The 20,404-nt window shown below is 60.8% G+C and carries 19 protein-coding genes; 13 read left to right on the forward strand and 6 right to left on the reverse strand.

Features of this window, described 5'->3' with window-relative positions:
• The first annotated feature begins 106 nt into the window (after positions 1-106).
• Positions 107-301: a hypothetical protein gene (locus ND528_RS10275; protein WP_110600946.1), complete on the forward strand. Its 195-nt coding sequence runs from the start codon at positions 107-109 to the stop codon at positions 299-301.
• A 65-nt stretch (positions 302-366) separates the two neighbouring features.
• Here ND528_RS10275 and ND528_RS10280 read toward each other — a convergent pair whose 3' ends face one another.
• Positions 367-1,509 carry an HlyD family secretion protein gene (locus tag ND528_RS10280; RefSeq protein WP_263470256.1) on the reverse strand — a complete coding sequence of 381 codons (1,143 nt, stop codon included), beginning with the start codon at positions 1,507-1,509 and terminating at the stop codon, positions 367-369.
• Positions 1,506-3,161 carry an MFS transporter gene (locus ND528_RS10285; protein ID WP_137214854.1) on the reverse strand — a complete coding sequence of 552 codons (1,656 nt, stop codon included), beginning with the start codon at positions 3,159-3,161 and terminating at the stop codon, positions 1,506-1,508. The genes ND528_RS10280 and ND528_RS10285 overlap by 4 nt, the downstream gene beginning before the upstream one ends.
• Positions 3,162-3,470: 309 nt before the next feature.
• On the opposite strand from ND528_RS10285, the gene ND528_RS10290 reads away from it, so the two are divergent.
• The 6 genes from ND528_RS10290 to ND528_RS10315 all read left to right on the forward strand — a co-directional run bounded on the left by ND528_RS10290 (position 3,471) and on the right by ND528_RS10315 (position 9,719).
• The gene (locus ND528_RS10290; protein WP_263470257.1) at positions 3,471-4,766 is read left to right on the forward strand and encodes an OprD family porin; all 1,296 of its coding nucleotides are present in this window, start codon (positions 3,471-3,473) and stop codon (positions 4,764-4,766) included.
• A 272-nt stretch (positions 4,767-5,038) separates the two neighbouring features.
• Positions 5,039-5,863, forward strand: coding sequence for an NAD-dependent epimerase/dehydratase family protein (locus ND528_RS10295; protein ID WP_016775186.1), 825 nt, complete (start codon positions 5,039-5,041; stop codon positions 5,861-5,863).
• A 43-nt stretch (positions 5,864-5,906) separates the two neighbouring features.
• A complete protein-coding gene (locus ND528_RS10300) occupies positions 5,907-6,800 on the forward strand; it encodes an SMP-30/gluconolactonase/LRE family protein (protein WP_263470258.1) in 894 nt (297 codons plus the stop codon).
• A 61-nt stretch (positions 6,801-6,861) separates the two neighbouring features.
• On the forward strand, positions 6,862-7,836 hold the full coding sequence (locus ND528_RS10305; RefSeq protein WP_137214851.1) for a TRAP transporter substrate-binding protein: 975 nt from the start codon (positions 6,862-6,864) through the stop codon (positions 7,834-7,836).
• A 75-nt stretch (positions 7,837-7,911) separates the two neighbouring features.
• Positions 7,912-8,439, forward strand: a complete 528-nt coding sequence (locus tag ND528_RS10310; protein ID WP_076563442.1) for a TRAP transporter small permease — start codon at positions 7,912-7,914, stop codon at positions 8,437-8,439.
• Positions 8,439-9,719: a TRAP transporter large permease gene (locus ND528_RS10315; RefSeq protein WP_016775191.1), complete on the forward strand. Its 1,281-nt coding sequence runs from the start codon at positions 8,439-8,441 to the stop codon at positions 9,717-9,719. The genes ND528_RS10310 and ND528_RS10315 overlap by 1 nt, the downstream gene beginning before the upstream one ends.
• Before the next feature lie 86 nt (positions 9,720-9,805).
• Here ND528_RS10315 and ND528_RS10320 read toward each other — a convergent pair whose 3' ends face one another.
• The 3 genes from ND528_RS10320 to ND528_RS10330 form a co-directional block, all read right to left on the reverse strand.
• Positions 9,806-10,606, reverse strand: a complete 801-nt coding sequence (locus ND528_RS10320) for a sulfite exporter TauE/SafE family protein (protein ID WP_263470259.1) — start codon at positions 10,604-10,606, stop codon at positions 9,806-9,808.
• A 10-nt stretch (positions 10,607-10,616) separates the two neighbouring features.
• Positions 10,617-11,861: an NAD(P)/FAD-dependent oxidoreductase gene (locus tag ND528_RS10325; RefSeq protein WP_212616617.1), complete on the reverse strand. Its 1,245-nt coding sequence runs from the start codon at positions 11,859-11,861 to the stop codon at positions 10,617-10,619.
• 166 nt (positions 11,862-12,027) lie between these two features.
• On the reverse strand, positions 12,028-12,369 hold the full coding sequence (locus tag ND528_RS10330) for an ArsR/SmtB family transcription factor (protein ID WP_016775194.1): 342 nt from the start codon (positions 12,367-12,369) through the stop codon (positions 12,028-12,030).
• 92 nt (positions 12,370-12,461) lie between these two features.
• Between ND528_RS10330 and ND528_RS10335 the strand changes: the two genes are divergently transcribed.
• Positions 12,462-13,325: an MBL fold metallo-hydrolase gene (locus ND528_RS10335; RefSeq protein WP_263470260.1), complete on the forward strand. Its 864-nt coding sequence runs from the start codon at positions 12,462-12,464 to the stop codon at positions 13,323-13,325.
• A 101-nt stretch (positions 13,326-13,426) separates the two neighbouring features.
• Here ND528_RS10335 and bkdR read toward each other — a convergent pair whose 3' ends face one another.
• Positions 13,427-13,915: a Bkd operon transcriptional regulator BkdR gene (gene bkdR / locus ND528_RS10340; RefSeq protein ID WP_039762201.1), complete on the reverse strand. Its 489-nt coding sequence runs from the start codon at positions 13,913-13,915 to the stop codon at positions 13,427-13,429.
• Between the two features lie 184 nt (positions 13,916-14,099).
• Here bkdR and ND528_RS10345 point away from each other — a divergent pair, with 184 nt between their 5' ends.
• The 5 genes from ND528_RS10345 (at position 14,100) to ND528_RS10365 (ending at position 20,283) form a co-directional block, all read left to right on the forward strand.
• Positions 14,100-15,335: a 3-methyl-2-oxobutanoate dehydrogenase (2-methylpropanoyl-transferring) subunit alpha gene (locus tag ND528_RS10345; RefSeq protein ID WP_090282825.1), complete on the forward strand. Its 1,236-nt coding sequence runs from the start codon at positions 14,100-14,102 to the stop codon at positions 15,333-15,335.
• 1 nt (position 15,336) lies between these two features.
• Positions 15,337-16,395, forward strand: coding sequence for an alpha-ketoacid dehydrogenase subunit beta (locus tag ND528_RS10350; RefSeq protein WP_064390582.1), 1,059 nt, complete (start codon positions 15,337-15,339; stop codon positions 16,393-16,395).
• Positions 16,396-17,670: a dihydrolipoamide acetyltransferase family protein gene (locus ND528_RS10355; protein WP_263470261.1), complete on the forward strand. Its 1,275-nt coding sequence runs from the start codon at positions 16,396-16,398 to the stop codon at positions 17,668-17,670.
• A 4-nt stretch (positions 17,671-17,674) separates the two neighbouring features.
• Positions 17,675-19,048: a dihydrolipoyl dehydrogenase gene (gene lpdA / locus ND528_RS10360; protein ID WP_263470262.1), complete on the forward strand. Its 1,374-nt coding sequence runs from the start codon at positions 17,675-17,677 to the stop codon at positions 19,046-19,048.
• Positions 19,049-19,263: 215 nt separating this feature from the next.
• Positions 19,264-20,283 carry a branched-chain amino acid aminotransferase gene (locus tag ND528_RS10365; RefSeq protein WP_039762213.1) on the forward strand — a complete coding sequence of 340 codons (1,020 nt, stop codon included), beginning with the start codon at positions 19,264-19,266 and terminating at the stop codon, positions 20,281-20,283.
• Positions 20,284-20,404 lie beyond the last annotated feature (121 nt).

The raw sequence follows: 20,404 nt of genomic DNA on the forward strand, positions 1-20,404 counted from the left end.
GGCCTGCCCCCTTTATCGTCATGATCGAGCCGATTCTACACAGCCTGTTCTGACGACTCGCGACAGGAAGCTATAGTTCAAGGATTGCCATCAACCGGAGGCTGCCATGCGCGAGATCCTCAGCAAAGAACCCTGGTGGGCCCGGCCACCGCATCCCGGACAGGACGAAAGCGAACTGGAATGGGGCTGGCTGGTGCATTACAGCGAAGGCGAACCGCGCTTCGAATTCGTTCGCGAGAGGCCCAGCGACGAGCAGATCCGCAACCGCAAAAGTTGCCGGGTCACCCCCTCGGCCGAGTGAATAGACCCTGTGAGCACTAATCCTGTGGGAGCGAGCAGGCTCGCTCCCACAGGGTCATGCATTGATCAGTGGGGTTGGGTGTCGCCGGCGGCGGTGTCGATGCTGACAACCACTGACATCCCCGGCCGCAAGCGTTCTTCTTCCTGCTGATCGGGATCGATGGTGATGCGCACCGGCACTCGCTGGGCGATCTTGACGAAGTTGCCGGTGGCGTTGTCGGCCTGCAGCAAGGCAAATTCCGAGCCGGTGCCCGGAGAAATATGCTGCACGTGGCCGGTGAATTTGCGGTGGTTCAAGGCGTCGACGGTGAAGCGTACCGGTTGCCCGACCCGCACGTTGGCCATCTGGGTTTCCTTCATGTTGGCGATCACCCACTTCTGGTCCGGGACCAACGCCATCAGCTGCGCGCCGGAGTTGACGTAGGCCCCCAAGCGCACGCCGATCTGCCCGAGCTGGCCGTCGCGTGGGGCGACGATTCGCGTGTTCGACAGATCGATCCGCGCCAGTTGCACCGCTGCTTCGGCACTGGCCACGGCGGCCTCCAGCGAGCCGCGATTGACGATCACCGTTTGCAGATCCTGCCGGGCGATTTCCAGATTGGCCTTGGCCTGCGCCACAGAAGCCGTGCTTTGCGCGTTGGCAGCGAGGGTCACGTCGAATTCGCGCTTGGACACCGAGCCGTCGCGCACCAGTTCCTGGTTTCGGCGCAAATCGGCCTCGCTCTTGCGCAACTGCGCCTGGCTGTCGGCCAACACCGCCTGACGCAATTTGATCGTCGCTTCGGCGCTGTTGCGCTGCTGCACGACGTTGGCCAGTCCGGCCTTCTGCACCGCCAGTTGCGCCAGTGCCTGATCGAGACGTTGCTGATAGATGCGGTCGTCCAGACGCACCAGCAGGTCCCCGGCCTTGACGTACTGGAAGTCCTGCACCGGCACCTCGAACACATAGCCGCTGAGCTGCGGGCCGATGATCGTCACCTGCCCGCGAATCAGGGCGTTTTCGGTAGTTTCGACGGCGCTGCTGAACGGTGGCAGTTGCCAGGCATACAACACGATCAGCACGCCGACGATGGCGATCCCGGCAAAGCCCAGCGAAGAAATGATCCGCACCCGCAGCGAACGCGGCGCAGTGTTCGGCGACGATGGCGGCGCTTCCCCTTCAGGCGTGGCGGCGATGGCATTGGTGGTTGTGGTGGTCGGTTCGGTCATGAAGAAGTGGCACCGCTGGGTGATACGGAAGGTGTCGGCTCAATGGCTTTGGTGGTGCTCATCAGCCACAACGCGCGAATCGAAAGCCAGATCATGGTCAGGACGGCAATGACCGCGATCAGCATGAAGACATCGTTATAGGCCAGCACGTTCGCTTCGCGTGTCGCCGCATTGGCGAGGCTGCGCATGCCGGCCAGATTGCGCAGGCTCGGGTCGGCGAGCAAACCGCCGTAGGCCGAACCGCCGCTCTGCACCCGCGCAGCCACCAACGGATCGGACATCACCAGATGATCGACGATGTGGCTGGAATGGTACTTCTCCCGCACGATCTGAAAAGTGCCGAGCAACGCCGCGCCGAGCAGCCCGCCGAGGTTGTTGCAGATCCCGAACAGCACGGAAAAGCTCACCAGGTTGCGCGGATTGGTCAGCACGTTGCGCGTGCCGAAGACCATGGTCGGGCCGAGAAAAAACGTACTGCCGAACGCCAGCAGAAACTGGCTGAAATACATGTTGGCGGGACGGGTCAGGTTGTTCGAGAAGCTGTCCATCACCGAACCGGTGGCCATCAGCGCCAAGGAAATGATCAACGGCATCAGCAAGTGTTTGGGATCGATGGTCAACGCGCTGGTGGCAAGCCCGGCGACGCTGCCGATCAGCATCACCACGTACAGACTGTGCAACTGCTCATAGCCCATGTTGAGGTTCTGCATGAACCCCACCGCGCCGGTGGATTGCTCCGAGGTGACCATGCGAATCAGGGTCACCGCCAGCGCCAGGCGGATCATCGTTCCGCTGCCTAGCCAGCGGGTCATCAGCATCGGGTTGCTGCGGTTGTGCTCGATGGCCAGGCCCATGATGATCAGCGCGATCGAACAGGCCAGCGCCACGCCGATCCAGTCCGCCTCCAGCCACCAGTCGATCCGCCCGAGCGACAGCACCGCGCACAATAACGCCACACCGGTAGCGAGGATCGCGAAGGTGAGGAAATCGAGTTTTTCAAAGGTCTTGAAGCGGTCACCGGGCGGCAACTTCAGTAGCAACACGCAGCCGAGTGACAGCAGGGCCATGCCCAGTTCGAACAAGTACAAGCCGCGCCATTCGGCGATCTGCAGCAAGTCTTCGGAAAACAGCCGCGCCAGCGGTAACGCCAGTTGCGACGTGCCGAGGCCGAGTACCAACGCTTTGAGCCGCCATTTCGCCGGGAACGCCTGGACCATGTAATACAGGCCCAGCGAGCTCAGCGCCGCACCGACCATGCCGTGCGCCGCTCGCACCGCCACTGCCGAGTTGAGATCGTTGACGAACAAATGGCCGAAGGTCACCAGCGCGTACAGCACCAGAAATACTTCGGTGAATGCGCGCAAGCCGAACTGCTGGCGAAACTTCACCAGCAGCAGGTTCATCGACACGTTGGTCATCACATACGCTGCCGGCAGCCAGGCCATCTCCGCCGTGGTCGCGCCGAGCGAGCCTTGCAGGTAAGGCAGGTTGGCAACCACCAGCGAGTTGCCCAACCCACCAGTCACCGCCACCAGCACGCCAACCGCCGCATAAGCCAGGCGCTTGGGCGTGGAATGCAACGGGGTCGACGGGGAACCGGGCAGGCTGGGCTTTTCGTGGGGTTGCCAGTTGCGCGGGGCGTATTTATCCATGGATCGGCCTGGTGCTGGGGGTGAGGGAAGTTTGCCGCAATTTGACGGGCAATACACGACTCGACAGACACCAAGGAACCCTGTGGGAGCGAGCCTGCTCGCGAAAGCGCTGTGTCAGTCGACAACTTCATTGAATGAAAGTCCGCATTCGCGAGCAGGCTCGCTCCCACATGGGTTCGGCGTCGCATGGGAGGTCATCGTATAACTTCCAGTTGACAATCCCCGTAAATCTGGGAAATATCCGCATCGATGTTGTACGACGACGTATGACAAATAATAAAAACAACAAACGATCCAGGGAGCGTCACAGTGAGCCCACTCGCCCGCAATTCCGTCCGCCCTTCACGTTTTGCCCATTTCAAACCGCGTTCGACCCTCAGCCTGATCGGTTGCAGCAGCCTCGCTCTGGCCCTGCCGATGAGCGCCGATGCCGAAGGCTTTCTTGACGACAGCAAAGCCACGCTGAACCTGCGCAACGCCTACTTCAACCGCAACTTCGTCAACCCGGCCTATCCGCAGGGCAAGGCTGAAGAATGGACGCAGAACTTCATTCTCGATGCCAAATCCGGCTTCACCCAGGGCACCGTCGGCTTCGGCCTCGACATCCTTGGCATGTACTCGCAAAAGCTCGATGGTGGCAAAGGCACTGGCGGTACGCAGTTGTTGCCGATCCATGATGACGGGCGCCCCGCCGACAACTTCGGCCGCCTCGGCGTGGCGCTGAAAGCCAAAGTCTCGAAGACCGAATTGAAGGTCGGTGAATGGATGCCGGTGCTGCCGATCCTGCGCTCCGACGATGGCCGCTCCCTGCCGCAGACCTTTCGCGGCGGCCAGATCACGTCCACCGAGATCAACGGCCTGACCGTCTACGGCGGCCAGTTCCGTGGCAACAGCCCGCGCAACGATGCGAGCATGGAAGACATGTCGATGAACGGCCGCGGTGCATTCACCTCCGATCGCTTCAACTTCGGCGGCGGCGAATACAGCTTCAACGAAAAGCGCACCATGGTCGGCGTGTGGTACGCCGAGCTCACCGACATCTATCAGCAGCAGTATTTCAACCTCAGCCACAGCCAGCCGATGGGCGACTGGACGCTGGGCGCCAACCTCGGTTTCTTCACCGGCAAGGAAGACGGCAGCGCTCAGGCCGGCGACCTCGACAACAAGACCGCGTTCGCCCTGCTCTCGGCCAAGTACGGTGGCAACACCTTCTACGTCGGCCTGCAGAAACTCACCGGCGACGATGCCTGGATGCGCGTCAACGGCACCAGCGGCGGCACCCTGGCCAACGACAGTTACAACGCCAGTTATGACAACGCCAAAGAGCGCTCCTGGCAGGTGCGTCACGACTACAACTTCGTTGCCCTGGGCGTGCCTGGTCTGACCCTGATGAACCGCTACATCAGCGGCGATAACGTGCACACCGCCACCACCAATGACGGCAAGGAGTGGGGCCGCGAATCGGAGCTGGCCTACACCGTGCAGAGCGGCCCGCTGAAGAACCTCAACGTGAAATGGCGCAACGCGACCATTCGCCGGGACTTCAGCACCAACGAATTTGACGAGAACCGGATCTTTATCAGCTATCCGATTTCGTTGTTGTAACGGTTGGTGGTTTCACCTGTGGGAGCGAGCCTGCTCGCGAAAGCGCCGGACCAGTCGACTTGTTTTGACTGGCACATCGCATTCGCGAGCAGGCTCGCTCCCACATGGGGATTGCATTGCAAGTCAGGTATAGGGTGTTGAGAAAATGAATCGCCCCTTCCGTCATCTACACCAAAAGTCGCGTTGACAAGATCCGGAAACCCTACCGATACTTCAGCGCAGTCATACGACAACCTACAACAAACCTAATAACAATGTGTTCAGGGATTGCCATGACGTCTACCTCTACCCCCCGCGCTCCTTTCAACCGCCTGCTGCTGACCGGTGCCGCCGGCGGCCTGGGCAAAGTGCTGCGCGAACGCCTGCGCCCTTACGCCAATGTGCTGCGCCTGTCCGACATCGCCGCCCTCGCCCCGGCCGTCGATGACCACGAAGAAGTCGTGCTCTGCGACCTCGCCGACAAGCAAGCCGTGCATCAACTGGTCGAAGGGGTCGATGCGATCCTGCATTTCGGCGGCGTCTCGGTCGAGCGCCCGTTCGAAGAAATCCTCGGCGCCAACATCTGTGGCGTGTTCCACATTTACGAAGCGGCACGCAAGCACGGTGTGAAGCGGGTGATCTTCGCCAGTTCCAACCACGTCATCGGTTTCTACAAACAGGACCAACAGCTCGACGCCACTTCGGCGCGTCGTCCCGATGGTTACTACGGCTTGTCCAAGTCCTACGGCGAAGACATGGCCAGTTTCTACTTCGATCGCTACGGCATCGAAACCGTCAGCATCCGCATCGGCTCCTCGTTCCCCGAACCGCAGAACCGCCGGATGATGCACACCTGGCTGAGCTTCGACGATCTCACGCAACTGCTCGAACGCTCGCTGTACACGCCGAATGTCGGCCACACCGTGGTCTACGGCATGTCCGCCAACAAAGACGTCTGGTGGGACAACCGCTACGCCAGCCACCTCGGTTTCGAAGCCAAGGACACCTCGGAAGTGTTCCGCGACAAGGTCGAAGCGCAACCGATGCCAGCCGACGATGACCCGGCGCGGATCTATCAGGGCGGCGCTTTCGTCGCAGCAGGCCCGTTCGGCGACTGACCGTTCGACTTGATCCCCTCCAATAAAAACCATGGGAATGAGTATGCAAGCCGAATTGATCGTCGACGCCCGCAACGCGGTCGGTGAAAGCCCGGTCTGGGTGCCGCAGGAAAACGCTCTGTACTGGGTCGATATTCCCAACGGCGGGCTGCAACGCTGGAGCGCTGACAGCGGGCATGTTGCCTCGTGGAAGGCCCCGGAAATGCTCGCCTGCATCACCCGCCACCGCAGTGGCGGCTGGCTCGCCGGCATGGAAAGCGGATTCTTTCGCCTGCACCCGCACAGCGACGGCAGCCTCGACAGCGAATTGCTCGCGACTGTCGAGCACAGCCGTGCGGACATGCGCCTCAACGACGGTCGCTGTGATCGCCAAGGGCGTTTCTGGGCGGGCAGCATGGTGCTCAACATGGGCCTGAACGCGCCTGAAGGCCGGCTCTATCGCTACGGCGCCGGGCAGACGGGCGTGATCGAAGCGCAGCTGGATGGCTTCATCGTGCCCAACGGCCTCGCTTTCAGCCCTGACGGCAAAACTATGTACCTGTCGGATTCGCACCCCAATGTGCAACTGATCTGGGCCTTCGATTACGACACCGAGACCGGCACGCCATCGAATCGCCGAATCTTCGTCGACATGAATCATTTCCCCGGCCGCCCCGATGGCGCTGCCGTTGATGCCGAAGGCTGCTACTGGATCTGCGCCAACGACGCCGGCCTGATTCACCGCTTCGCCCCGGACGGCCGGCTGGATTTCTCGCTGGAAGTACCGGTGAAGAAACCGACCATGTGCGCTTTCGGCGGCAGCAACCTGGACACCTTGTTTGTCGCCTCGATTCGCCCCGGCGATGACCACGACCCGCAATCCCTGGCCGGCGGCGTGTTCGCCCTGAAGCCAGGCGTCAAAGGCCTCGCCGAACCGCAATTCAACGATTTGCTTTAGACCCTCTGCTGCACCGCTGCGCCTTGAACACAAAAATAACAAGACTGGAGACTCACCCCCCATGAACTTCAAACGCACCTTGCTCGCCGCTGCACTCCCGCTGATGTTCACCTTTGCCGGTGCCGCTCAGGCGGAAATGAAACTCAAATTTGCCGACATTCACCCCGCCGGTTACCCAACCGTGGTGGCTGAAAAATCCATGGGCGATACCCTGACCAAGGAAACCAACGGCGAGCTGACCTTCCAATACTTCCCGGGCGGTGTGCTGGGATCGGAAAAGGAAGTCATCGAGCAGATGCAGGTCGGCGCAGTGCAGTTGTCCCGCGTCAGCCTGGGGATCGTCGGCCCTGTGGTGCCGGATGTGAACGTGTTCAACATGCCGTTCATCTTCCGCGACCAGCAACACATGCGTAACGTCATCGACGGTCCGGTTGGCGATGAGATTCTCGACAAGATCACCAACTCCGAATTCGGCCTGGTGGCGCTGGCGTGGATGGACGGCGGCACGCGCAACATCTACACCAAGAAACCGGTGCGCAAGCTCGAAGACCTCAAGGGCATGAAGATCCGCGTACAAGGCAACCCGATGTTCATCGACATGATGAACGCCATGGGCGGTAACGGCATCGCCATGGACACCGGGGAAATCTTCAGCGCCCTGCAGACCGGCGTGATCGACGGCGCGGAAAACAACCCGCCGACCCTGCTCGAACACAACCACTTCCAGAACGCCAAGTTCTACAGCCTGACCGGTCACCTGATTCTGCCAGAGCCGATCGTGATGTCGAAAATCACCTGGGAAAAACTCACTCCGGATCAACAGAAGATGGTCAAAACCGCGGCCAAGGCTGCCCAGGCTGAAGAACGCGTGTTGTGGGACAAGAAGTCCGCTGCCAGCGAAGAAAAACTCAAGGCCGCCGGCGTCGAGTTCATCACCGTTGACAAGAAACCCTTCTACGACGCCACCGCACCGGTACGGGAAAAGTACGGCGCGAAGTACGCCGACCTGATCAAAAAGATCGAAGCCGTTCAGTAACGCCTCCCGCTCTGTACTCATGAAAAAGGCCCGGCGCGCCAGCGGTTCAGGCGCGCCCGGTTACGGTGGAACCCGATGAAGAATCTGCTGCTGCGTATCAACGACAAGATCTACATGACGTGCATCTGGGTCGCCGGCCTCTCCGTCCTGGCGATTTCCCTGATGATTCCCTGGGGCGTGTTCGCCCGCTACGTGCTCGGCACCGGTTCGAGCTGGCCTGAGCCAACGGCGATCCTGCTGATGATGGTGTTCACCTTCATCGGCGCCGCCGCCAGTTACCGTGCCGGTGCGCACATGGCCGTGGCCATGCTCACCGACCGCATGCCACCGCAGCTGAAATCCGCAGCGGCGATTTTTTCGCAACTGCTGATGGCGGCCATCTGCATCTTCATGACCATCTGGGGCACCAAGCTGTGCATGTCCACCTGGAATCAGTTCATGGCCGCCCTGCCCGATCTGCGCGTTGGCGTGACCTACTTGCCGATCCCCGTGGGCGGTTTGCTGACGCTGATTTTTGTCGTGGAAAAACTCTTGCTCGGTGACCAGAGCAAACGTCGGGTCGTGCAGTTCGACCTGGTTGAAGAAAGTGAAGGTGCCGCTTAATGGACGCTCTGATTCTGCTGGGCAGTTTTATCGTATTGATCCTGATCGGCATGCCGGTCGCCTACGCGTTGGGCGCCGCTGCGCTGATCGGCGCTTGGTGGATCGACATTCCCTTCCAGGCGGTGATGATCCAGGTCGCCTCGGGGGTGAACAAATTCTCGCTGCTGGCCATTCCGTTCTTCGTCCTCGCCGGCGCGATCATGGCCGAGGGCGGCATGTCCCGGCGGTTGGTGGCATGTGCCGGCGTGCTGGTAGGTTTCGTCCGTGGTGGTCTGTCGCTGGTCAACATCGTTGCCTCGACGTTCTTCGGCGCGATCTCCGGTTCGTCAGTGGCCGACACCGCGTCGGTGGGTTCGGTGCTGATTCCGGAGATGGAGCGCAAGGGTTATCCGCGCGACTTCTCTACCGCTGTGACCGTCAGCGGTTCGGTGCAAGCCCTGCTGACCCCGCCAAGTCATAACTCAGTGCTCTACTCGCTGGCCGCTGGCGGTACGGTGTCGATCGCTTCGCTGTTCATGGCCGGCATCGTCCCGGGCCTGCTGATGAGCGCCTGCCTGATGGTGCTGTGCCTGATCTTCGCGAAAAAGCGCAACTACCCCAAGGGCGAAGTGATCCCGATGCGCCAGGCGCTGAAGATCGTCGGCGAAGCCCTGTGGGGCATGATGGCGATGGTGATCATCCTCGGCGGCATTCTCTCGGGGATTTTCACCGCCACTGAATCGGCGGCCATCGCCGTGCTGTGGTCATTCTTCGTGACCATGTTCATCTACCGCGATTACAAATGGAGCGAGTTGCCCAAGCTGATGCACCGCACGGTGCGCACCATCTCCATCGTGATGATCCTGATCGGTTTCGCCGCCAGCTTCGGCTACATCATGACCCTGATGCAGATCCCGGCGAAAATCACCACGCTGTTCCTGACCCTGTCGGACAACCGCTACGTGATCCTCATGTGCATCAACGTCATGCTGCTGTTGCTTGGCACGGTGATGGACATGGCGCCGCTGATCCTGATCCTGACGCCGATCCTGATGCCAGTGATCATGGGCATCGGTGTCGATCCGGTGCAGTTCGGCATGATCATGCTGGTGAACCTGGGGATCGGATTGATAACACCGCCCGTGGGGGCCGTGCTCTTCGTCGGCTCGGCGGTGGGCAAGGTCAGTATCGAAAGCACCGTAAAAGCGCTGCTGCCGTTCTATGGCGTGCTGTTCCTGGTGCTGCTGCTGGTGACCTACGTTCCGGCGATTTCGCTGTGGCTGCCGCACCTGGTGTTGTAACCGTCTGAAAAGATCGCAGCTCCTACAGGAATCGCATTCCCCCTGTAGGAGCTGTCGAGTGCAACGAGGCTGCGATCTTCTGATCGTCAAGCCCGCAACAACATGTACCCCGCCACCACCAGACAGACACTGGCAAACCCCACCTGCAACGCCCGCGCCGGCACCTGCGCGCACAGCCTGCGACCGATGAGCATGCCAACGATGCTGGCGACAATGAACGCCGCACCCTGGCTGTCGATACGCACCCCGGCATGAAACGAGCCGATTACCCCGATCACTGAAATCAGACTGATCACCATCAACGACGTGGCGACGATGCCGCGCATTTGCACATCGGTCAGTTGCTTGAACGCCGGCACAATCAGGAACCCGCCACCGACGCCCAGTAAACCCGAAACCACGCCAGTAACCGCTCCCAGTGCAGCCAGGGTGGCGGTGCATTTGGCGGTCCAGTCGAAGCGCCCGGTCTGCTCGTTGAGCATGCAGTTTTTCTGCCCCCAACTGGCATGGCCGTGATCGCTCGGCCCCGCTTGCTGCCGCTCTTTTCTGAACATTCGCCAGGCGACCATCACCATCAGCAGGCTGAACAGCATCATCAGAATCTTTTCCGGCAACTGATGTGCGAAGTAGATCCCCAGCGGCGAAAACACCGCGCCCAGTGCCGCGATCAACAGCGCCGCGCGGTAACGCACCAGGCCATGGCGCAAACCATCGATCGCCCCGACCGCTGCCGCGCTGCCGACCGCAAACAAGGCCACCGGCGCCGCTTGCGTCATCGTCCAGCCGAGCCCGAGCACCAGCGCCGGCACCGCGAGAATCCCGCCACCCGCGCCGGTCAGGCCGAGGACCAACCCCATCACCACGCCAAACAGACTTGCCAGCAACATAGGGGTTTTCTCAGTCGACCCTGGACAGACGCGTCAGCCACTCGCGGCCCTTGAGCATGCCGTGCCAGTAGAACCACGGCAGCAGCGTCGCTTTCAGCCACCATGCCGAACGCCTTGGCACGGTCGGGTCCAGCGGGAAAGTCGGCAGCAGTTTGCCGCCATAGCCGAACTCGGCGAGGATCACCTTGCCCTTCTCCACCGTCAGCGGGCACGAGCCGTAGCCGTCGTACTTGAGCGGCAGCGGTTGATGCTTGCGCGCGGCCAGGAGGTTCTGCGCAACGACGACAACCTGCTTGCGCACCGCTGCGGCAGTTTTCGCATTGCTGGTGCCGCAGATATCGCCCAGTGCGAACACCTCGGGATAACGCGGATGCTGCAAGCTGTGTGGATCGACTTCGCACCAACCGCCGGCATCGGCCAGCGCACTCTGTGCGATGAAATCCGGCGCGACTTGTGGCGGCACGACGTGCAGCAGATCGAAGGTTTTCGCGATCCGGCTGACATTGCCGTCGGCGTCCTTGACTTCAAACCAGGCGGTTTTCGCCGGGCCGTCGACCTTGACCAGATTCGAGTTGAACGCCAGTTGCGCGCCGTACTGTTCGATGTACTTCATCAACGGCGGCACGAAGGTCGGCACGCCAAACAGCGCAGCGCCAGCGAGATTGAATTCGACATTGATGTCTTTCAGCACGGCGGATTTGCGCCAGTAATCGCAAGACAGATACAGGGCCTTCTGCGGCGCGCCGGCACATTTGATCGGCATCGCCGGTTGGGTGAACAGCGCCCGGCCATCGCGCAGTTTCCGCACTTGATCCCAGGTGTACTGGGCGTGCTGATAGCTGTAGTTGGAGGTGACGCCGTGCTGGCCGAGGCTTTCCTGCAAGCCTTCGATTTTCTCCCAGGCCAGGCGCAGGCCGGGGCAGACGACCAGGTTCTGATAGCTGACGGTGCGTCGGTCGTCGAGGGTGAGTTGGCGGCTTTGCGGGTCGATGGCGCTGACACTGGCCTGAATCCATGTCGCCTGACGCGGCATGACTTTGCTCATCGGCCTGACGGTGTCTTTCACATCAAACGCACCACCGCCGACCAGCGTCCACGCCGGTTGATAGTAGTGCTGTGAACTCGGTTCGATCACGGTGACTTTGAGCTGCGGGTCACGCTTGAGCAGGCTGGCGGCAAAACCGATGCCGGCCGTGCCGCCGCCGATGACCACGATGTCGGCACTGATGGATGGGCCCCAGTGTTGATCGTTCATTGCTTGTTCCTTTTGCTGCACGCAAGGATTTTTTGGTCCACCACAACAAACAATGTGGGAGCGAGCCTGCTCGCGAAAGCGGTGGCTCAGTCAACTATTCGTCGGCTGACATGCCGCCTTCGCGAGCAGGCTCGCTCCCACAGGAGATGTTTGTGAAGGCTGGCATTTATGGCTGTTCCCAGCTCTTGAGTACCGCTCCGCAATATAGCCCCGACAGGGTCTTCATCACCTGGATCACTTCGTGACTGGCCAGGCCGTAGAAAATGTATTTGCCTTCGCGGCGAGTCGCGACCAGGCCTTCATCGCGCAAGATGCCCAGTTGTTGGGACAGCGTCGGCTGGCGTACGCCGGTCATTTTTTCCAGCTCGCCGACGTTGCGTTCGCCCTGGGTCAGTTGACAGAGGATCAACAGACGATCCTCATTGGCCAGGGCTTTGAGCAAGGCGCAGGCTTTGGACGCCGAGGCGCGCAGTTGGGCGACTTCACATTCGGTCAGACTGGATTGCATTTGCACGAGGCCTTGAAGGTCACTTAAGCTGCGAACATTATGTTTTTACATAAAGTGTTGCAACCCGAAATTCCCCAGCACAGGTTTTCGCCATGCCCGCCCAGATTGAAGCGTTCCTCGACCCCGCCTCCTCGACCTACAGCTACGTGGTCTTTGAAGCCGACGGCGGCCAGTGCGCGATCGTCGACCCGGTGCTCGATTACGACGGCGCTGCCGGGCGCACCGGCACCGCGCAGGCGGACAAGATCATCGCTTTCGTGCGTGCGCACCGGCTGCAAGTGCAATGGCTGCTGGAAACCCACGCCCACGCCGATCACCTCTCCGCTGCGCCGTACCTGCGTCGGGAACTGGGCGGCAAAATCGCCATCGGTGAATCGATCAGCAAAGTGCAGAATGTGTTCAAGGCGCTATTCAACCTGGAGCCGGAATTTTGCGTCGATGGCTCGCAGTTCGATCACCTGTTCGCGCCGAACGAGTCGTTCATGATCGGCAATCTCAAAGCCACCGCCCTGCACGTCCCCGGCCATACGCCAGCGGACATGGCCTACCTGATCGACGGCGAACAGATCCTCGTCGGCGACACGCTGTTCATGCCCGACGTCGGCACCGCGCGCTGTGATTTCCCTGGAGGTAATGCGCAGCAATTGTTCAAGTCGATCCAGAAGCTGCTGGCGTTTCCGGCCAGCGTGAAGCTTTACGTCTGCCACGATTACCCGCCCGAGGGCCGCGCCTCACAGTGCCAGACCACTGTTGGCGAACAGCGCAAAAGCAATATTCATGTGCATGACGGGATCGATGAAGCGGCGTTCGTCGAGATGCGCACGACACGTGACGCTGGGTTAGGCATGCCGACGTTGCTGCTGCCGGCGATTCAGGTGAATGTACGGGCGGGGAACATGCCGGCGCCTGAGGACAATGGCGTGGTTTATCTGAAGATCCCGCTTAACAAGCTTTAACGTCAAAAGATCGTCCGATCGCGGCCCGAGCCTTCGGCAGCTCCTACATTTGGAATGCGGTGCAACTGTAGGAGCTGCCGCAGGCTGCGATCTTTTGATCTTCACGTGCCCAACGTCAAACCGTTCGCAGGTAGCGGCAACGCAGTCTTGTAGCGCACCTGCTTGAGCGCAAAGCTCGAGCGAATGTTCGCCACCCCCGGCACCTTGGTCAGAAAATCCATCATGAAGCGTTCCAGCGACTGAATGCTCGGCACCAGCACGCGGATCAGATAATCCGGATCACCCGCCATCAGATAGCACTCCATCACCTCAGGCCGATCAGAAATCGCTTCCTCGAAATGCTGCAACGCTTCCTCTACCTGCTTTTCCAGGCTGACGTGAATGAACACATTCACGTGCAGCCCCAGCAGATCGGCATCCAGCAGCGTCACCTGCTCGCGAATCAGGCCCAATTCTTCCATGGCCTTGACCCGGTTGAAGCACGGCGTCGGCGACAGGTTCACCGAGCGGGCGAGGTCGGCATTGGTGATCCGCGCGTTCTCCTGAAGGCTGTTGAGAATGCCGATGTCGGTACGGTCCAGTTTGCGCATGAGACAAAACCACCTGTTTTTTATGTTTATGCAGAATTTCTATCTGCAAATGGTCGCCAGCGCAACGAAACACAGAGAAATATTCTTCTTGGCCGCGCCTATGATTGTTGTAGGACAAGATTTCCTCATCCCGGAATGACTGCCAGCTCACTACAAGAAATTCACAAGATCGAGCGTAGAAGCCATGACCCAAGCGTATGAACCGCTGCGCCTGCACGTCCCTGAACCCTCGGGCCGTCCCGGCTGCAAAACCGACTTTTCCTACCTGCATCTGACCGATGCCGGTACGGTGCGCAAGCCTCCCATCGATGTAGAACCTGCCGACACCGCCGACCTCGCCCGTGGCCTGATTCGCGTGCTTGACGATCAGGGCAACGCCCTCGGCCCGTGGGCCGAAAACGTGCCGGTCGAAATCCTGCGCAAAGGCATGCGCGCGATGCTCAAGACGCGCATCTACGACAACCGCATGGTCGTCGCCCAGCGGCAGAAAAAGATGTCGTTCTACATGCAGAGCCTTGGCGAAGAAGCCATCGGCAGCGCCCAGGCATTGGCGCTGAACATCGATGACATGTGCTTCCCGACCTACCGCCAGCAAAGCATCCTGATGGCCCGCGATGTGCCGCTGGTCGACCTGATCTGCCAACTGCTGTCCAACGAGCGCGATCCGCTCAAGGGCCGCCAGTTGCCGATCATGTACTCGGTCAAGGACGCCGGTTTCTTCACCATCTCAGGCAACCTCGCCACCCAGTTCATTCAGGGCGTTGGCTGGGGCATGGCCTCGGCGATCAAGGGCGATACGAAAATCGCCTCGGCGTGGATCGGTGACGGCGCCACCGCCGAATCGGACTTCCACACCGCCCTCACCTTCGCTCACGTTTATCGGGCGCCGGTGATCCTCAACGTGGTCAACAACCAGTGGGCGATTTCCACCTTCCAGGCCATCGCCGGCGGTGAAGCCACGACTTTCGCCGGACGCGGCGTCGGTTGCGGCATCGCCTCGCTGCGTGTCGATGGCAACGATTTCTACGCGGTCTACGCCGCCTCTGCCTGGGCTGCCGAACGCGCCCGGCGCAACCTCGGCCCGACCATGATCGAATGGGTCACCTACCGCGCCGGCCCGCACTCGACCTCCGACGATCCATCGAAATACCGCCCTGCCGATGACTGGAGCCACTTCCCGCTCGGCGATCCGATCGCGCGTCTGAAACAGCATCTGATCAAAGTCGGTCACTGGTCGGAAGAAGAGCACGCTGCCGTCAGCGCCGAACTCGAAGCCGAAGTGATTGCCGCGCAGAAACAGGCCGAACAGTACGGCACCCTCGCCGGCGGGCAGATTCCAAGCGCCGCGACCATGTTCGAAGACGTCTACAAAGAGATGCCGGAGCACTTGAAGCGCCAGCGTCAGCAGTTGGGGATCTGACATGAACGATCACAACAACAATATTCAGTTGGAAACCGCCATGACCACGACCACCATGACCATGATCCAGGCCCTGCGCTCGGCCATGGATGTGATGCTTGAGCGTGATGACAATGTCGTCGTCTTCGGCCAGGACGTCGGTTACTTCGGCGGTGTGTTCCGCTGCACCGAAGGCCTGCAGACCAAGTACGGCACCTCGCGGGTGTTCGACGCACCGATTTCGGAAAGCGGCATCGTCGGCGTCGCCGTCGGCATGGGCGCCTACGGTTTGCGTCCGGTCGCCGAAATCCAGTTCGCCGACTACGTCTACCCCGCCTCCGACCAGATCATTTCCGAAGCAGCGCGTCTGCGTTATCGCTCGGCCGGCGAGTTCACCGCACCGATGACCCTGCGCATGCCTTGCGGCGGTGGCATCTACGGTGGTCAGACCCACAGCCAGAGCATCGAGGCGATGTTCACTCAGGTCTGCGGTCTGCGCACGGTGATGCCGTCCAACCCGTACGACGCCAAAGGCCTGCTGATCGCCTCCATCGAAAACGATGACCCGGTGATCTTCCTTGAGCCAAAACGCCTGTACAACGGCCCGTTCGATGGCCATCACGACCGCCCGGTAACCCCGTGGTCGAAACACCCGCAAGCCCAAGTGCCGGACGGTTACTACACCGTGCCGCTGGACGTTGCCGCGATTACTCGCCCGGGCAAGGACGTGACCGTGCTGACCTACGGCACCACCGTATACGTCTCGCAAGTCGCTGCCGAAGAATCCGGCGTCGATGCCGAAGTCATCGACCTGCGCAGCCTGTGGCCGCTGGACCTGGACACCATCGTCAAATCGGTGAAGAAAACCGGCCGCTGCGTGGTGGTTCACGAAGCCACCCGCACCTGCGGTTTCGGCGCCGAGCTGGTGTCGCTGGTGCAAGAGCATTGCTTCCATCACCTGGAAGCGCCGATCGAACGCGTCACCGGTTGGGACACTCCCTACCCGCACGCGCAGGAGTGGGCGTATTTCCCAGGGCCGTCCCGAGTGGGCGCAGCGTTGAAACGGGTCATGGAGGTCTGAATGGGCACGCACGTTATCAAGATGCCGGACATCGGCGAAGGCATCGCAGAAGTAGAGCTGTCGCAGTGGCACGTCAAAGTGGGCGATCTGGTGGTTGAAGATCAGGTGCTGGCGGACGTGATGACAGACAAGGCGATGGTCGATATTCCGTCGCCGGTGCATGGCAAGGTGATTGCCCTTGGTGGTCAGCCGGGTGAAGTGATGGCGGTCGGCAGTGTGCTGATCAGCATCGAAGTCGAAGGGGCTGGCAACCTTAAAGAGTCCGCCGCACCCGCGCCCGTCAAAGAAGCACCGGTTGCGCCGAAAGTTGAGGTCGCTGTCGAAAGCAAACCCGCCGCAACCGCCGCACCACGTCCGGCTGCCGTTTGCCAAGGCCCGATGGTTGCTCGCGAAGCGGATGAACGCCCGCTTGCCTCGCCGGCCGTGCGCAAACACGCGCTGGATCTGGGTATTCAATTGCGTCTGGTGCGCGGCACCGGCCCGGCCGGTCGCGTGTTGCATGAGGATCTTGAGGCTTATCTGGCGCAAGGTCAGTCGAACGCTTCGGCGCCGGCCGCTGCCGCTTACGCTCAACGCAACGACGAAGAACAGATTCAAGTGATCGGCATGCGCCGCAAGATCGCCCAGCGCATGCAGGATGCTACTCAGCGTGCCGCGCATTTCAGCTACGTCGAGGAAATCGATGTCACCGCGATTGAAGAACTGCGTGCGCACCTGAATGAAAAGCACGGTGCCAGCCGAGGCAAGTTGACCTTGTTGCCGTTCCTTGTTCGCGCGCTGGTCGTCGCTCTGCGCGACTTCCCGCAGATGAACGCCCGTTACGACGACGAAGCGCAAGTCATTACCCGCCTGGGCGCGGTGCACGTCGGCGTCGCCACGCAAAGCGATGTCGGCCTGATGGTGCCGGTGGTGCGGCACGCCGAAGCCCGCAGCCTGTGGGACAGCGCCGCGGAAATTTCGCGTTTGGCCAACGCCGCGCGCAATGGCAAGGCCAGCCGCGATGAGCTGTCCGGCTCGACCATCACCCTGACCAGCCTTGGTGCGCTGGGCGGCATTGTCAGCACGCCGGTGCTCAATCTGCCGGAAGTGGCCATTGTCGGCGTGAACAAAATCGTCGAACGGCCGATGGTCGTCAAAGGCCAAGTGGTGATCCGCAAGATGATGAACCTCTCCAGCTCCTTCGATCACCGCGTGGTCGACGGCATGGACGCGGCGCTTTTCATCCAGGCCATCCGTGGCTTGATCGAACAACCCGCCACCTTGTTTGTGGAGTAATGGAATGCAGACTTTGAACACCACTTTGCTGATCATCGGCGGCGGCCCCGGCGGTTACGTCACGGCGATCCGCGCCGGGCAACTGGGCATCCCGACCATCCTGGTCGAAGGCCAATCGTTGGGCGGCACCTGCCTGAATATCGGCTGCATTCCGTCGAAAGCGCTGATTCATGTGGCGGAGCAGTTTCATCAGACGCAGCATCACAGCCAGCATTCGGCGTTGGGCATCAGCGTTGCCGCGCCGACCCTGGATATCAGCAAAAGCGTCGAGTGGAAGGACGGCATCGTTGATCGCCTGACCACTGGCGTCGCCGCGCTGTTGAAGAAAAACAAGATTCAGGTCATCAATGGCTGGGCGAAAATCATCGACGGCAAAACCGTGGAAGTCGGCGATACGCGTATCCAGTGCGAACATCTGGTGCTGGCCACCGGTTCGACCAGCGTCAACCTGCCGATCCTGCCGATTGGCGGGCCGATCATCTCCTCCACCGAAGCGCTGGCGCCGACGGCTGTGCCGAAGCGTCTGGTGGTGGTCGGCGGTGGTTACATCGGCCTGGAGCTGGGCATTGCCTATCGCAAGCTCGGTGCCGAAGTCAGCGTGGTCGAGGCGCAGGACCGGATTCTGCCGGCCTATGACGCAGAACTGACGCAACCGGTGCATGAGGCGCTGAAGCAATTGGGCGTGAAGCTGTACCTCAAGCACAGCGTGCTGGGCTTCGACGGCACGTTGCGGGTGCGCGATCCCGAAGGCGAAACCCTCAATCTGGAAACCGATCAGGTACTGGTCGCGGTCGGACGCAAACCCAATACGCAGGGCTTCAACCTCGAAGCTTTGAATCTGGACATGAACGGTTCGGCGATCAAGATCGACAGCGGTTGCCAGACCAGCATGCGCAACGTCTACGCCATTGGCGACGTGAGCGGCGAACCGATGCTGGCCCACCGCGCCATGGCCCAGGGCGAAATGGTTGCCGAGCTGATCAGCGGCAAGCGCCGCGAATTCAACCCGACCGCCATCGCCGCCGTGTGCTTTACCGACCCGGAACTGGTGGTGGTCGGCAAAACTCCGGACGAGGCCAAGGCTGCCGGGCTGGACTGCATCGTTGCAAGCTTCCCGTTCGCCGCCAACGGCCGCGCAATGACCCTGGAATCGAAAAGCGGCTTCGTCCGCGTGGTCGCACGTCGCGACAATCATCTGATTGTCGGCTGGCAAGCGGTGGGAGTCGGGGTTTCCGAATTGTCGACGGCATTCGCGCAGAGCCTGGAGATGGGCGCGCGCCTGGAAGACATCGGCGGCACCATTCATGCCCACCCGACCTTGGGCGAAGCGGTGCAGGAAGCGGCGTTGCGGGCACTGGGGCATGCGCTGCATCTGTAGGCCCCTTCGCGAGCAGGCTCGCTCCCACACTTGCAATGCATTCCCCTGTGGGAGCGAGCCTGCTCGCGAATTCTTGAGGGCAACACTATTTATCTGAGTGTCATCAGATAGTCCGGGCTGCGAAACCGCTCAAGAATGAAGTATTGTTGTGCCCATCCAAAAAAACGTCAGAAGCCTTGAACCGTTTCGGCGGTTGTTCAGTGATAGAGGGTGTCATGGGTAACGAAAGCATCAATTGGGACAAGCTGGGTTTTGACTACATCAAGACCGACAAGCGCTATCTGTCGTACTTTCGCGATGGCGAGTGGGACAAAGGCACCCTGACCGAAGATAACGTCCTGCACATCAGCGAAGGCTCCACTGCCCTTCACTACGGTCAGCAGTGCTTCGAAGGCATGAAGGCCTATCGCTGCAAGGACGGCTCGATCAACCTGTTTCGCCCGGACCAGAACGCCCTGCGCATGCAACGCAGCTGCGCGCGTCTGCTGATGCCGACGGTCGACACCGAGCAGTTCATCGAAGCCTGCAAAGCCGTGGTTCGCGCCAACGAGCGTTTCATCCCGCCGTACGGCACCGGCGGCGCTTTGTACCTGCGCCCGTTCGTGATCGGCGTCGGTGACAACATCGGCGTACGCACTGCGCCCGAGTTCATCTTCTCGATCTTCTGCATCCCGGTCGGCGCCTACTTCAAGGGCGGCCTGACCCCGCACAACTTCCAGATCTCCAGCTACGACCGCGCGGCCCCGCAAGGCACCGGTGCGGCCAAGGTCGGTGGCAACTACGCCGCCAGCCTGATGCCGGGCTCGAAAGCCAAGAAAGCCAACTTCGCCGACGCGATCTACCTCGATCCGATGACCCACACCAAGATCGAGGAAGTCGGTTCGGCCAACTTCTTCGGGATCACCCACGACAACAAGTTCGTCACCCCGAACTCACCATCGGTCCTGCCAGGCATCACCCGCCTGTCGCTGATCGAACTGGCCAAATCGCGTCTGGGCCTGGAAGTGGTTGAAGGCGACGTGCTGATCGACAAACTGGCGGACTTCAAGGAAGCCGGTGCCTGCGGTACCGCTGCGGTGATCACGCCGATCGGTGGCATCAGCTACAACGATCACCTGCACGTGTTCCACAGCGAAACCGAAGTAGGCCCGGTGACCCAGCAGCTCTACAAAGAGCTGACTGGCGTGCAGACCGGCGACATCGAAGCGCCAGCGGGCTGGATCGTCAAGGTTTGAATTGACGACTGCTGATGCTCAAAAGCCCTCCACCGAGTGATTGGTGGGGGGCTTTTTTGATTGTGGTTGTTGGTTTTTTTTGTATAAGACTGGAGATCTTTTCCCCCTCACCCCAGCCCTC

Source organism: Pseudomonas mercuritolerans, from assembly GCF_025706525.1.
GTDB classification, from domain to species: Bacteria; Pseudomonadota; Gammaproteobacteria; order Pseudomonadales; family Pseudomonadaceae; genus Aquipseudomonas; species Aquipseudomonas mercuritolerans.

Bases quoted from the DNA above. Each gene is read 5' to 3' on its own strand.
- ND528_RS10275 (WP_110600946.1), top strand. From the start codon at position 107: ATGCGCGAGATCCTCAGCAAAGAACCCTGGTGGGCCCGGCCACCGCAT.
- ND528_RS10280 (WP_263470256.1), bottom strand. From the start codon at position 1,509: ATGACCGAACCGACCACCACAACCACCAATGCCATCGCCGCCACGCCT.
- ND528_RS10285 (WP_137214854.1), bottom strand. From the start codon at position 3,161: ATGGATAAATACGCCCCGCGCAACTGGCAACCCCACGAAAAGCCCAGC.
- ND528_RS10295 (WP_016775186.1), top strand. From the start codon at position 5,039: ATGACGTCTACCTCTACCCCCCGCGCTCCTTTCAACCGCCTGCTGCTG.
- ND528_RS10300 (WP_263470258.1), top strand. From the start codon at position 5,907: ATGCAAGCCGAATTGATCGTCGACGCCCGCAACGCGGTCGGTGAAAGC.
- ND528_RS10305 (WP_137214851.1), top strand. From the start codon at position 6,862: ATGAACTTCAAACGCACCTTGCTCGCCGCTGCACTCCCGCTGATGTTC.
- ND528_RS10310 (WP_076563442.1), top strand. From the start codon at position 7,912: ATGAAGAATCTGCTGCTGCGTATCAACGACAAGATCTACATGACGTGC.
- ND528_RS10315 (WP_016775191.1), top strand. From the start codon at position 8,439: ATGGACGCTCTGATTCTGCTGGGCAGTTTTATCGTATTGATCCTGATC.
- ND528_RS10320 (WP_263470259.1), bottom strand. From the start codon at position 10,606: ATGTTGCTGGCAAGTCTGTTTGGCGTGGTGATGGGGTTGGTCCTCGGC.
- ND528_RS10325 (WP_212616617.1), bottom strand. From the start codon at position 11,861: ATGAACGATCAACACTGGGGCCCATCCATCAGTGCCGACATCGTGGTC.
- ND528_RS10330 (WP_016775194.1), bottom strand. From the start codon at position 12,369: ATGCAATCCAGTCTGACCGAATGTGAAGTCGCCCAACTGCGCGCCTCG.
- ND528_RS10335 (WP_263470260.1), top strand. From the start codon at position 12,462: ATGCCCGCCCAGATTGAAGCGTTCCTCGACCCCGCCTCCTCGACCTAC.
- bkdR (WP_039762201.1), bottom strand. From the start codon at position 13,915: ATGCGCAAACTGGACCGTACCGACATCGGCATTCTCAACAGCCTTCAG.
- ND528_RS10345 (WP_090282825.1), top strand. From the start codon at position 14,100: ATGACCCAAGCGTATGAACCGCTGCGCCTGCACGTCCCTGAACCCTCG.
- ND528_RS10350 (WP_064390582.1), top strand. From the start codon at position 15,337: ATGAACGATCACAACAACAATATTCAGTTGGAAACCGCCATGACCACG.
- ND528_RS10355 (WP_263470261.1), top strand. From the start codon at position 16,396: ATGGGCACGCACGTTATCAAGATGCCGGACATCGGCGAAGGCATCGCA.
- lpdA (WP_263470262.1), top strand. From the start codon at position 17,675: ATGCAGACTTTGAACACCACTTTGCTGATCATCGGCGGCGGCCCCGGC.
- ND528_RS10365 (WP_039762213.1), top strand. From the start codon at position 19,264: ATGGGTAACGAAAGCATCAATTGGGACAAGCTGGGTTTTGACTACATC.